Annotated in this window: 10 protein-coding genes; 6 read left to right on the top strand and 4 right to left on the bottom strand. The window is 68.2% G+C overall.

Annotation, left to right across the window (positions count from 1 at the left end; all coding sequences use genetic code 11):
* The first annotated feature begins 32 nt into the window (after nt 1-32).
* Nucleotides 33-1,577 carry an RNA polymerase sigma factor gene (locus C5O27_RS13955; RefSeq protein WP_279636544.1) on the top strand — a complete coding sequence of 515 codons (1,545 nt, stop codon included), beginning with the start codon at nt 33-35 and terminating at the stop codon, nt 1,575-1,577.
* Nucleotides 1,578-1,803: 226 nt separating this feature from the next.
* The gene (locus C5O27_RS13950) at nt 1,804-2,013 is read left to right on the top strand and encodes a DUF7455 domain-containing protein (protein WP_005197291.1); all 210 of its coding nucleotides are present in this window, start codon (nt 1,804-1,806) and stop codon (nt 2,011-2,013) included.
* 95 nt (nt 2,014-2,108) lie between these two features.
* Here C5O27_RS13950 and C5O27_RS13945 read toward each other — a convergent pair whose 3' ends face one another.
* Nucleotides 2,109-3,866, bottom strand: coding sequence for a DEAD/DEAH box helicase (locus C5O27_RS13945; protein ID WP_127962957.1), 1,758 nt, complete (start codon nt 3,864-3,866; stop codon nt 2,109-2,111).
* A 268-nt stretch (nt 3,867-4,134) separates the two neighbouring features.
* Here C5O27_RS13945 and C5O27_RS13940 point away from each other — a divergent pair, with 268 nt between their 5' ends.
* Nucleotides 4,135-5,400: a YihY/virulence factor BrkB family protein gene (locus C5O27_RS13940; protein ID WP_127962956.1), complete on the top strand. Its 1,266-nt coding sequence runs from the start codon at nt 4,135-4,137 to the stop codon at nt 5,398-5,400.
* A 21-nt stretch (nt 5,401-5,421) separates the two neighbouring features.
* Here C5O27_RS13940 and C5O27_RS13935 read toward each other — a convergent pair whose 3' ends face one another.
* The gene (locus C5O27_RS13935) at nt 5,422-5,694 is read right to left on the bottom strand and encodes a DUF3039 domain-containing protein (RefSeq protein ID WP_005197294.1); all 273 of its coding nucleotides are present in this window, start codon (nt 5,692-5,694) and stop codon (nt 5,422-5,424) included.
* Between the two features lie 133 nt (nt 5,695-5,827).
* On the opposite strand from C5O27_RS13935, the gene C5O27_RS13930 reads away from it, so the two are divergent.
* Together C5O27_RS13930 and C5O27_RS13925 are read left to right on the top strand one after the other, a co-directional pair.
* A complete protein-coding gene (locus C5O27_RS13930; protein WP_127962955.1) occupies nt 5,828-6,265 on the top strand; it encodes a DUF3099 domain-containing protein in 438 nt (145 codons plus the stop codon).
* A 255-nt stretch (nt 6,266-6,520) separates the two neighbouring features.
* The gene (locus C5O27_RS13925; protein WP_174310882.1) at nt 6,521-7,459 is read left to right on the top strand and encodes a sigma-70 family RNA polymerase sigma factor; all 939 of its coding nucleotides are present in this window, start codon (nt 6,521-6,523) and stop codon (nt 7,457-7,459) included.
* A 13-nt stretch (nt 7,460-7,472) separates the two neighbouring features.
* Here the strand turns inward: C5O27_RS13925 and C5O27_RS13920 are convergent, their stop codons facing one another.
* Both C5O27_RS13920 and C5O27_RS13915 read right to left on the bottom strand, forming a co-directional pair.
* On the bottom strand, nt 7,473-10,310 hold the full coding sequence (locus C5O27_RS13920) for a bifunctional acetate--CoA ligase family protein/GNAT family N-acetyltransferase (protein WP_208651364.1): 2,838 nt from the start codon (nt 10,308-10,310) through the stop codon (nt 7,473-7,475).
* Complete coding sequence (locus tag C5O27_RS13915; protein WP_006359499.1) at nt 10,303-11,559, bottom strand: acetoin utilization protein AcuC; 1,257 nt, start codon at nt 11,557-11,559, stop codon at nt 10,303-10,305. Before C5O27_RS13915 ends, C5O27_RS13920 begins: the two co-directional genes overlap by 8 nt.
* Before the next feature lie 160 nt (nt 11,560-11,719).
* Between C5O27_RS13915 and C5O27_RS13910 the strand changes: the two genes are divergently transcribed.
* The gene (locus tag C5O27_RS13910) at nt 11,720-12,415 is read left to right on the top strand and encodes an iron-dependent transcriptional repressor DtxR (RefSeq protein WP_127962954.1); all 696 of its coding nucleotides are present in this window, start codon (nt 11,720-11,722) and stop codon (nt 12,413-12,415) included.
* Nucleotides 12,416-12,462 lie beyond the last annotated feature (47 nt).

Genomic DNA, 12,462 nt, shown 5'->3' with positions numbered 1-12,462 from the left:
TTTGTCACATCGGGCGAGCCGATGTCGTTACAATGGTCGTCACCGGTCATCTGAACCGAGAAACCAAGCCCTTGTCCACGGCGGCTCGTGCTGCCGTGTCACGTCTCACGGGACCCGACAAAGACTCCGCTGAAGAGAAGTTCGAAAGGTTGTACGTGGCAGCCATCAAGACCCGCCAGGGGGACGCCGAGGCCGACGAGACCCAGTCGACCACCGCCTCGACCGAAACCCCGGCCAAGCGGACCGCCAAGAAGGCTGCGAAGAAGACCGCTGCCAAGAAGGCGCCCGCGAAGAAGGCAGCAGCGAAGAAGGCCACCAAGAAGGCAGCCCCCAAGAAGGCAGCCAAGAAGGCCACTTCCGCCGAGGGTGTCGCCGACGCCGAGCCCGATGACCCGAACTCGATCGACGACATCGACGTCGCCGACGGCGAGCTCGAGGACGTGGAGATCGACGACATCGAGGTCGACGACGAGGACGAGACCGAGGACTCCGACGACGCGGACGAGTCCGAGGAGGCCGAGGCGGCACCCGCCGGCGCCAAGACCGCGGCAAAGGAGCCGACCAAGACCGACGCCGCCGCCAAGTCCGGTGACTTCGTCTGGGACGAAGAGGAGTCGGAGGCACTCCGCCAGGCCCGCAAGGACGCCGAGCTCACCGCTTCCGCCGACAGCGTGCGCGCCTACCTCAAGCAGATCGGCAAGGTCGCCCTCCTCAACGCCGAAGAGGAGGTCGAGCTCGCCAAGCGCATCGAGGCCGGCCTGTTCGCCACCGAGCGTCTCCGTCGGATGATGGATTCCGGCGAGAAGATCAGCACCGCGCAGAAGCGCGACCTGAACTGGATCTCCCGCGACGGCAACCGCGCCAAGAACCACCTGCTCGAGGCGAACCTCCGACTCGTCGTCTCGCTGGCCAAGCGGTACACCGGCCGCGGCATGGCGTTCCTGGATCTGATCCAGGAGGGCAACCTCGGTCTGATCCGCGCGGTCGAGAAGTTCGACTACACCAAGGGTTACAAGTTCTCGACGTACGCCACCTGGTGGATCCGTCAGGCGATCACCCGGGCCATGGCCGACCAGGCCCGCACGATCCGTATCCCGGTGCACATGGTCGAGGTCATCAACAAGCTCGGTCGCATCCAGCGCGAACTCCTCCAGGACCTCGGCCGCGAGCCGACTCCCGAGGAACTCGCCAAGGAGATGGACATCACCCCGGAGAAGGTGCTGGAGATCCAGCAGTACGCCCGGGAGCCCATCTCGCTGGACCAGACCATCGGCGACGAGGGCGACAGCCAGCTCGGCGACTTCATCGAGGACTCCGAGGCGGTCGTCGCGGTCGACGCGGTGAGCTTCACCCTCCTGCAGGATCAGCTGCAGTCGGTCCTCGAGACGCTGTCCGAGCGAGAGGCGGGCGTGGTGCGTCTGCGCTTCGGTCTCACCGACGGCCAGCCCCGCACCCTCGACGAGATCGGTCAGGTCTACGGCGTCACGCGTGAGCGCATCCGTCAGATCGAGTCCAAGACGATGTCGAAGCTGCGCCACCCGTCGCGGTCGCAGGTTCTCCGGGATTACCTGGACTAGTTCCGCACTCCGGAAAACCGGTCGCCGACCCCGGACGGCTGATTCCGGGAGACGTTGTCGGATTGTTGCCTGGGGTTAACGGTGAGTGACGACACACCGATAGCACCTGCCGGAACAATACGAAGCCGCCGAGCGTCTGACAGAGTGAGGTTTGACGCATCGCCCGGATGTGTCGGCTCGAAGGGAAGGCGTCCGGACACCGGCGCCGGACCGGGACGGAGGAACAATGACTGACATCGCCACCACCACAGCCCCGATCTACCTACCGCTCACCGCCGCCGATCGCTGTGATCGCTGCGGTGCCGCAGCCAAGGTACGTGCCGTCCTGCCCAAGGGCGGCGAGCTTCTCTTCTGCCGTCATCACTTCAACGAGCACGAAGCCCGACTGGTGGAGCTCAGCGCCACCGTGGTCGAAGCCGAGGGCGAACTGGTCTGACACTCGTCATGGCCTGACGGGCGAGCCACAGACGATGAGAGAACCCGGCCGGAACATCCGGCCGGGTTCTCTCATGTTCGGGTCCCCGAGGGCGCTCAGCGCCACGTCCGCAGCGCGGCGATACGTTCTTTGAGCTGCTCGGCGGTGGCCATCGCGGTCGGCGGACCACCCAGCCGGGTTCGGAGCTCGTTGTGCACCATGCCGTGGGGCTTCCCGGTGCGGTGGTGGTGCATGGCGACCAGGGTGTTGAGTTCCTTGCGCAGCGCGTGCAGGTTCTCCCCGGTGGTACCGGGCGCACGACCGGGATCAGGGGTTTCCGACTTGGGCTCGGCCGCCGGGGTCGACCGGGCGACGACCTGTTCGGCCTGGCGCTTCTGCAGCAGAGCGCGCACCTGATCGGCGTCGAGGAGTCCGGGCAGGCCGAGGTAGTCCGATTCCTCATCGCTGCCGGCGAAGGTGGCGGTGCCGAACGACGCTCCGTCGAAGATCACCTGGTCGAGTTCGGCGTCGGCGTGCAGCGACTGGAACGCCGGCTCGTCCTCCCCCGGTTCGTCCTTCTGCTTGTTCGCGTCGATGAGCAGCTGGTCGTCGAGGCCGTCGCTCTCGCGGTGCGGCTTGCCGAGGACGTGGTCGCGCTGAGCCTCCATCTGGCTGGCGAGGTCGAGCAGCACGGGAACCGACGGCAGGAACACGCTCGCGGTCTCGCCGGGGCGCCGCGATCGCACGAAGCGACCGATCGCCTGCGCGAAGAACAGCGGGGTCGACGAGCTGGTGGCGTAGACGCCGACCGCGAGCCGCGGCACGTCGACGCCCTCGGACACCATGCGCACCGCGATCATCCACTCGTCTTTCGACGCGGAGAACTCGGCGATCCGGGAGGAGGACTTGGGGTCGTCGGAGAGGACCAGAGTCGGTTGCTTGCCGGTGATGGCGGTGAGCAGTTCGGCGTAGTCGCGGGCGGTCGACTGGTCGGTCGCGATGACCAGGCCGCCGGCATCGGGCATCCCGCTGGCACGCAGCTGGCCGAGTCGGGTGTGCGCGGCGGTGAGGACCGCCGGAATCCAATCACCGTGCGGGTCGAGGGCGGTCCGCCAGGCGCGCGCGGTGTGCTCGGCCGACAACGGCTCACCGAGACGCGCGGTGAACTCCTCGCCGGCGCTGGTCCGCCAGCACGCCTCGCCGGAGTACGCCAGGAACACCACCGGACGGACGACGCCGTCCTTCAGCGCGTCGGCGTAGCCGTAGGTGTGGTCGGCCTTGGAGCGCTGGTGTCCGCCGGCCTCGGCCTCGTAGACGACGAACGGGATCGGCGAGTCGTCGGAGCGGAACGGCGTACCGGTGAGCAGCAGGCGGCGTTCCGCGTCGTCGAAGGCCTCGCGGATCGCATCACCCCACGACTTGGCGTCGCCGCCGTGGTGGATCTCGTCGAGGATGACCAGGGTGCGGCGGTTCTCGGTGCGGACCCGGTGCTTGGTCGGGTGCGCGGCCACCTGGGCGTAGGTGAGGACGACGCCGTTGTAGTCGGAGCTGGTCTGTCCGGCCGAGTTCGAGAAGTGCGAGTCCAGGGCGATACCCACGCGCGCGGCCGCCTCGGCCCACTGGTGCTTGAGGTGCTCGGTGGGTGCCACGACGGTGATCTGTTCGACAGTCCGATCGTCGAGCAGTTCGCGGGCGACACGCAGGCCGAACGTCGTCTTGCCGGCGCCGGGCGTCGCCACCGCGAGGAAGTCCTTCGGCCTGCGCGTCAGGTACTTGGTCAGCGCACGGCGCTGCCAGGCACGGAGCGACCCGAGATTGGGAGCGGCGGTTCCCGACGCATCGGCACTGCTGGTGGAGGGTTCGGCGGACGTCACGTGTGTGTTGCTCCTGACGGCGTACGGATTCCCTACCGGGCATGAAATGACCCCTCGCGTTGGGAGGACCCGCGCCGAAGGGGACCCGGCAATCGTACCGCCGGGCCGCCCCCGCACCCGCATCGCGACACCCCCTCGCCGCGGCTCGCCGACACCGACGCGGGCATCACCGTGTGGTCGCTCCGAACGACGCGCCTGGTGACCCGGGTACCCTTTACGGCCTTCGATCGGGGATATTGAACTCATCACAACGCGAAAGAGGAATCCGGTGCCACTGACCGACGACGCGACGTCGCCGGTGACTGCCGTGCGCCCGAATCCGTCGAGCGCGGTGACCGCACCGCTCGACACGACGATCCGGACGCCGCGCCGGCCGGCCCCGCTCGCCGGTGACACCGACGTCCCCGGCGTCACCGCACCCGCCTCCCGTGACGTCGCGGTCGTGCACGACCGGCCGGAGAAGCCCGAGGGAGTCGACGAGCCCGTCCCGGCGAACGGCGCGAAGGCGGCTTCGGATTCGGACGACGCCGAGAACGAACCCGGTCCCCCGGTCCTACCCAACATGCACCGGGTGGTGTGGCGGACGATCGTGAAGTCCTGGGACGACGGGATCATCGGCTGGGCGGCGCAGGCCGCGTTCTGGCAGGCGCTTTCGCTGCCCCCGCTGCTGCTCGGGCTCCTCGGCTCGGTCGGTTACGTCGCGGGCTGGTTCGGACCCGGCACCGTCGACATCGTCTACGACCGCATCATCGAGTTCGCGCAGCGCACCTTCACCGAGACGGTCGTCGACGACCTGATCACCCCGACCGTGGACAGCGTCCTGGGACGGGGCCGCATCGGACTCATGTCGGTCGGCTTCATCCTGTCGCTGTGGGCCGGCTCGTCGGCGATGTCGTGTTTCATCGCCTCCATCGCCAAGGCGCACGATCAGCACGAGGTCCGGCATCCGGTGTGGCAGCGGTTCTTCGCGCTGTTCCTCTACGTCGGCTTCCTGTTCGTGGCGGTGTTCCTGCTGCCGCTGGTCGCACTCGGACCGAACTATCTGCGGGCGATCGTCCCGGAGTCGTGGGGGTCGTTCGTGACCACACTCATCGACTTCGGCTATTTCCCGTTCGTCGCGGTGCTCCTGCTGTTCGTGCTCACCACGCTCTACCACCTGGCCCTGCCCAATCCGCTGCCGTGGCACCGGCTCATCGGCGGCGCGATCGTCGCGGGCGTGTTCTTCTGGGTCGCCAGCTATGTGCTGCGCATCTACCTGACGAAGATCACCGAGGCGGGCGTGTCCTACGGGGCGCTGGCGACACCGATCGCCTTCCTGCTGTTCACCTTCTCGCTCGGCTTCGGCATCGTCATCGGGGCCGAGTTCAACGCGGCGGTGCAACAGTTCTGGCCGGCCAAGGCGTCCACGACGACCCAGGTCCGGCACTGGGTCAACTCGCAGACCTCCGACTTCACCGGCCAGCTCAAGACGATTCCCGACCGGTTGTCGTCGGGACCGATCCGACGTCCCACGCGCGACCGCGAGAGCGACTGACCGGTCCCGGCGACCCCCTCGCTACTTGCGCAGCTTGGCGTAGATCTTCTTGCACTTCGGGCACACCGGCGAACCCGGCTTGGCCGCACGGGTCACCGGGAAGGTCTCGCCGCAGAGCGCGACCACATGGCTGCCCATCACGGCGCTCTCCGCGATCTTGTCCTTCTTGACGTAGTGGAAGAACTTGGGCCGGTCGTCGTCACTGCTGTCGGTGGCGTCGGCGTCGGACCTCTCGTCGGTCTCGGTGTCGGTCCACTCGTCGAGATCGGGGCGTTCGATGGTTTCAGTTGCCATTGCTCTATTGTGCGTCACCGGGGAACCCGAAGCACAGGCTGCTCCGCGGCAGCCGTCAGGTGCCCGGAATCCGTCAGTGCAATGAGCAACCGAAAGTGGGACAGTGGAGAGGGTGTTCGAACAAAGGGATTCCATGGGCGCGACCGGCCGTCAGCCGCACGACCACCACGAGGACTCGAGACGATTCGGCAGGTCGGAACACCCGGCCGTGCCCGCCGAGACCTTCCTGATCACCGACGCCCAGGACTCGCTCGAAGCGCAGCAGAAGGCCCGGGTCCGCAAGTACCTGATCATGATGGCATTCCGCGTCCCCGCACTGATAGTCGCCGGCATCGCCTACTCGATCACCGGCTCCGGACTCCTCGCCCTGGCCATCGTCGCCATCTCCATCCCGCTGCCGTGGATGGCCGTGCTGATCGCCAACGACCGCCCGCCCCGCAAGCGCGGCGAGGTACCGCACTATAAGTACGGCGCCGACCATCACGTCGTCGGCCCGCCCGCCCTCTCGCACACCGATCAGCAACTCGACCGGGGAACCGTCGAGGGGCACGTCGTCGATCCCGACGACTGACGCGCTCGCGGTTCCCCCGAGTTCGACATCTCAGCAACTTCTCAGCCGCTCCTGCGAATCGGCGAAAGTCTTCGCAGGTCACCAAGCCTCCTTCGGGTTTGCGCCGAATGACTTTCGGGAACTATCGCCATCACATGGACGTTGGACCCAGTGAACGCATTCAAGTCAGGAGGCCGCATGTCACGCTCGACAGTTGCACGTTCGACCCCGACCACAGGTTTCGCCGATCCCGCCGCCCCGGGCACCCGCCCGGCGATGACGGAGCAGGATCTCGACGCCCAGTCGCCGGCCGCGGACCTCGTCCGCGTCTACCTCAACGGGATCGGACGCACCGCTCTCCTCAACGCAGAGCAGGAGGTCGAACTCGCCAAGCAGATCGAGGCCGGCCTCTACGCCAAGCACGTCCTGGCAACCAAGAAGCGCCTCTCGGCCACCAAGAAGCGTGACCTGGCGACCATCGTCCGCGAGGGTGAGGCGGCACGCGCCCACCTGCTCGAGGCGAATCTCCGTCTCGTCGTCTCGCTGGCCAAGCGTTACACCGGTCGCGGCATGCCGCTCCTGGATCTCATCCAGGAGGGCAACCTGGGTCTGATCCGCGCCATGGAGAAGTTCGACTACGCCAAGGGCTTCAAGTTCTCGACGTACGCCACATGGTGGATTCGTCAGGCCATCACCCGCGGCATGGCCGACCAGAGCCGCACGATCCGGCTCCCCGTCCATCTCGTCGAGCAGGTGAACAAGCTCGCCCGCATCAAGCGTGAGCTCCACCAGCAGCTCGGCCGCGAGGCCACCGACGAGGAACTGGCCAACGAGTCGGGCATCCCGGCCGAGAAGATCGCCGACCTCCTCGACCACAGCCGCGACCCGGTGAGCCTCGACATGCCGGTCGGCAGTGACGAGGAGGCGCCGCTGGGCGACTTCATCGAGGACGCCGAGGCCACCTCCGCCGAGAACGCCGTCATCGCCGGTCTCCTGCACTCCGACATCCGGGCGGTCCTCGCAACCCTCGACGAGCGTGAGCAGCAGGTCATCCGGATGCGCTACGGCCTCGACGACGGCCAGCCGCGCACCCTCGATCAGATCGGCCGCATGTTCGGACTGTCGCGCGAGCGCGTGCGTCAGATCGAGCGCGAGGTCATGGGCAAGCTGCGCGCCGGCGATCGTGCCGAGCGCCTGCGCGCCTACGCCAGCTGACGCTTCCGGTCTCCTAGCTGAGCCGTCTCGGTCCGGTGTCCCGTCTTCCGGGCACCGGGCCGACTCGTATCTGGGCGTTGAGCACCGAGGCGCCCTCGACCGACACGAGGATCGGGTCGCAGAGCACGTCGCGCACCTCGGGGATGTCGTCGACGAGTGTGGAGATCCGCAGCAACAGGTCGACGAGTGCCTCCTTGTCGGCCGGTTCCTCACCTCGATACCCGGAGAGGAGCGGCGCCGAACGCGGTTCGTCGATCAGTTCACGGGCGTCGGGTTCGGTGAGCGGGATCGCCCGGTAGCCGTGGTCCCCGAGCAGGTCGAAGGTCCGCCCGGACAACCCGAACGAGATCACCGACCCGAACGACTCGTCGTCGCGGACGCGGATGACCGTGCCGACGCCCTTCGGGGCCATCTTCTGGACATGCAGGACGTGATCGCCGGTGAGTTCGCTCAGCTCGGCGAACGCGTTGACGACCGCCGTCGCGTCGGGCAGGTCGAGCCGGGCACCCTCACGGTCGAGACGACCCCGCCACTTGGGCGAGGTGGCCTTCACCGCCACCGGGAAGCCGAGTTCCCGCGCTGCGGCCGACGCCTCGTGCATCGTCCTGACCTCACGGAACGGGACGACCGAGACGCCGTACCAGCGCAGCAGTCTCGCCGACTCGACCTGGCCGAGGAGACGGTCCGACGACTGCCCGTCCGAGTCCATCGCCTCGCGGACGTACATACGGGCCGCCTCGGGGTCGGTGCCCTCGGCCCGGTGGATCGCCGACTCCGGCCGCAACTTCCACTTCGCGTACTGCCACGCACGGGCCAATGACGCCGCGGCGCGCTCCGGGCTGGCATATGACGGGATGGACCCGCGTTCGGGCATACCGTTCGGGCCGGGTTTGGTGAGACCCGGCGGGATGCCGTCGACGGCGAGGAACGTCGTGACGATCGGCTTCTCGCCATCGGCACCCGGCGTGTTGGCCGCGGCCATGAGTGCGCGGGCGTGCCAGTCGGCGTCCACCGCCACCGGCGGCACGAAGACGACGATGATCGCGTCCACGCCGGTGTCGGTCATGGCCGCCGAGACGGCATCTTCGAACAGTTCCTCCGACGCCCCCGCACCGAGGTCGATGTTGTCGACGACCTCGAGGCCGCCGTTGCGTGCCTGGTCGGCGGCGAGACTGCCCAGCACCGACGAGTTGCCGATGATCCGCACGCGGGGTCCGCGCGGTAGCGGCTGATAGGCGAACAACGCCGCGCAGTCGAACAACTCGGGGATCGTCTCGACCTGGATGACACCGGCCTGTTCGAGCATCATGCGCGCGATCTGGTCGTCGAAGTTGGCCGTCGACCGGGCCGCACGGACCGGGCTCATCGCTCCCCTGCCCGACTTCACCGCGACGATCGGCTTGGCCCGCGACACCCGCCGCGAGATGCGCGCGAACTTGCGCGGGTTACCGAAGCTCTCCAGGTAGAGCAGGATCACGTCGGTCGAGGCGTCGCTGTCCCAGTACTGCAGCAGGTCGTTGCCGGAGACGTCGGCACGGTTGCCCGCCGAGACGAAGGTCGACAACCCGATCTGCCGCCGGGCAGCGGTGTCGAGGATCGCGATGCCCAGCGCACCGGACTGGCAGAAGAACCCGACCCGGCCGGCAGCCGGGATCCGCGGTGCAAGTGTGGCGTTGAGCGCGATCCCGGCGTCGTTGTTGGCCACGCCGAGCGCGTTCGGCCCGACGAGCCGCATGCCGTGTTCGCGGACCTGCGCGACGAGGCGACGCTCGTTCTCGAGGCCCTCCTCCTCGCCGGAGTCACCGAAACCCGCCGACACGACGACCAGCGTCCGCACACCCTTCACCAGACAGTCGTCGAGGACGTCGTCGACCCGGGACGCCGGGACCGCGACCACCGCGAGATCCACCGGGTCCGGGATGTCACGCACCGTCTCGTAGGCACGGATGCCGCGGACCGACGGCGGCCGTTCGCGGGTTCGCTTCCGGCTCGGGCTCGTCATGCGACCGAGCCGCTGCGCGTCGATACCGGGCTCCTCCTCGACGCGGGCCGGTCCGTTCACCGGGAAGACCGGACCGGTGAACCCGCCGGCGATGATGTTGGCCAGCAACGCGTTGCCGACCTTGTTCGGATCGGTCGACGCACCGATGACCGCGACCGAGGTGGGGCGCAGCAGGTTCGCGACGCTGCGGGCCTCCGACGCGTTCTCGCGGGCGTTGCGCACCGACAGGAGCGCCTCGGTCGGGTCGATCAGGAACTCCACGTGCACCGTCGAGCCGTCGAAGCTGCGGGCGAGTTGGTAGCCGGCGTCGCGGAACACGGCGACCATGTTCGGGTTCTCGCTGAGCACCTCGGCCTCGAAGCGGGTGAAACCGTTCTCGGCCGCGGCGCCGGCGAGGTGTTCGAGCAGGATCGGTCCGAGACCGCGGCCCTGGTGTTCGTCGGCCACGACGAAGGCGACCTCGGCCGATTCCGGCTTGCCGTCGAAGGCGAGTCCCTCGTAGATGCCGACGGCGATGATCTCGCCGCCGAGCACCGCCACGATCGCCACGCGCTGCTGATGGTCGACGGTCGTCATCCGGGCGACCTCGCGGGGCGGCAGCGTCGGTGTCGGGCCGAAGTACCGCATGTAGCGGGTGCGTTCGGAGAGCTTGGAATGGAAGGCGACGATCCGCTCGGCGTCGTCGGGGACGATCGGACGCAGGTGCACGACCCCGCCGTCGGAGGCCAGCACGTCGGCGATCCAGTGTCGCGGATAGTCCCACGCGCCACGGGGTTCGGGCTGATCGGCCAGTGTTTCCGGCGTGGTCGGCGTTTGCTCTGGGGTGGACGACACGTCCTGATCAGTCACGGGGATCCTCCGGGTCGAGACCGTGCAGAGGGTACACCGCGCGGCGGGTCGCCAGGATCGCGCGATCGGTCTGTCGCTGTGCCGTTGCACTCACCCCCTCGAATGGCTCCTGACCCGCATCGCCGTCCCACGGCTGATAGTCGACGTCGCCGCCGTCGCCCATCACCCCGACCGGCGGCCGGGCATAGTCGGAGTGCACCTGGGTGGAGATCTGTTCGGCTGTGGCGCACCAGGATTCGTCGATGGTCGTGGTCGGGTCGATCTCCCGGTCGAGAGCGACGCCGAGCAGGTGGGTCCAGCTGCGCGGCACCACGTTGACGACGCCGTAGCCACCACCGCCGACCGCGATCCACCGTCCCTCACAGTATTTGTCGGCGAGATCACGCATCGCGATCATCGCCGCGCGCTGCCCCTCGACGGTGAGCGACAGGTCGGTGAGGGGATCGGCGCGATGACTGTCGGCGCCGCACTGACTGACGATGATCTGCGGTTTGAACCCGGCGATCAGTGACGGCACGACGGCATGGAATGCCCGCAGCCACAGGCGATCCTCGGTGTTGGGCATCAGCGCGAGGTTGACCGCACTCCCCTGCGCGTCGCCGTCGCCGACCTCGGTCGGCCAGCCCGTCCCCGGCCACAGCGTCGCGGGATGCTGGTGCAGCGAGACGGTCATCACGCGCGGGTCCGCCGCGAACTCCACCTGGACGCCGTCGCCGTGGTGGGCGTCGACGTCGATGTAGGCGATCCGGTCGAAGCCTTTGTCCAGCAGGTATCGGATCGCGATCGCGCAGTCGTTGTAGATGCAGAACCCGGCGGCCCGGGCCTTCATCGCGTGGTGCATGCCACCGCCGATGTTGACCGCGCGGGTCGCGGCACCCGACGCCACGGTCTGCGCGGCGGCGAGGGTACCGCCGACGAGGAGCCGGGCGGCCTCGTGCATCCCGGCGAACACCGGGTTGTCCGCGTCGCCCAGTCCGAACAGCCGCTCGAGCAGCGGACCCGACAGCGACGCGGTGCCGGAACCCACCGCGCGGACGGCGTCGATGTAGTCGCGGGTGTGCACCGCGGTGAGGGCGTCGTCGTCGATGGCCTGCGGCGGCACCGTCTCGACGTCGTCGAGCACCCCGAGGCTCTGGGCGAGGGTCATCGTCAGCGCGAGCCTCACGGGATTCATCGGGTGGGTGTGGGCCCACCGGTAGGACAGGAAGTCCTCGCTCCAGATGACGGCCGTCGTGGAAGTGTCGGTCACAGGTTCAGGCTAGTGGTTCACCTGGCGGGCGGGTGGACGATGTCGGTTCGACCACATGTGGGTACGGTCGGGGTCGTCGCCATGTGCCGCGGCCTCGTGAGAGGGCTGTCACCGTGGGCGAACAGGGTAATCTTGGCGGGGACGAAAGGGATTGGGCACAGTGAACGATCTGGTTGACACCACCGAGATGTATCTGCGGACGATCTACGACCTCGAGGAAGAGGGGATCGTGCCGCTGCGGGCGCGTATCGCCGAGCGCCTGGACCAAAGCGGCCCGACCGTCTCCCAGACCGTCGCCCGGATGGAACGCGACGGACTTCTGCGCGTCGCGGGCGACCGCCATCTCGAACTGACCGAGCGCGGCCGGTCGCTGGCCGTCGCGGTCATGCGCAAGCACCGCCTGGCCGAGCGGCTCCTGGTCGACGTCATCGGCATGCCCTGGGACCAGGTCCACGAGGAGGCCTGCCGCTGGGAGCACGTGATGAGCGAGAACGTCGAGCGTCGTCTGCTCGCCGTGCTCGAGTACCCGACGACCTCGCCCTACGGCAACCCGATCCCGGGTCTGGATCTGCTCGGCGTCGAGGTGTCCTCGACCGACGACGGTGCGACCCGGATCGCGGATCTGCCCGCAGGCGACACCGTGGCGGTCATCGTGCGGCGACTGTCCGAGCACGCACAGTCCGACGTGGGTCTCATCTCGCATCTGCGGGAGGCCGGCGTGGTTCCGAACGCCCGCGTGACCGTGACCAACGTCGCCGGCACCATCACGATCAACACCCCCGGACACGAGGGCCTGGAGCTCTCCGCCGACATGGCGCATTCGGTCTTCGTCGAGAAGGTCGTGGAGAAGGTCTGACGCGGCAGCGATCTGGCCCAACGAGGCCGGCACCACAAAATCTCGGA

The organism is Gordonia alkanivorans, from assembly GCF_004011905.1.
Classification (GTDB): Bacteria; Actinomycetota; Actinomycetes; order Mycobacteriales; family Mycobacteriaceae; genus Gordonia; species Gordonia alkanivorans.
This window is presented reverse-complemented; position numbering and strand designations above follow the sequence as displayed.

What these genes read in the sequence shown, in the direction of transcription:
- C5O27_RS13955 (WP_279636544.1), top strand. Translation starts at nt 33, where the DNA reads ATGGTCGTCACCGGTCATCTGAACCGAGAAACCAAGCCCTTGTCCACG.
- C5O27_RS13950 (WP_005197291.1), top strand. Translation starts at nt 1,804, where the DNA reads ATGACTGACATCGCCACCACCACAGCCCCGATCTACCTACCGCTCACC.
- C5O27_RS13935 (WP_005197294.1), bottom strand. Translation starts at nt 5,694, where the DNA reads ATGGCAACTGAAACCATCGAACGCCCCGATCTCGACGAGTGGACCGAC.
- C5O27_RS13930 (WP_127962955.1), top strand. Translation starts at nt 5,828, where the DNA reads ATGGGCGCGACCGGCCGTCAGCCGCACGACCACCACGAGGACTCGAGA.
- C5O27_RS13925 (WP_174310882.1), top strand. Translation starts at nt 6,521, where the DNA reads ATGACGGAGCAGGATCTCGACGCCCAGTCGCCGGCCGCGGACCTCGTC.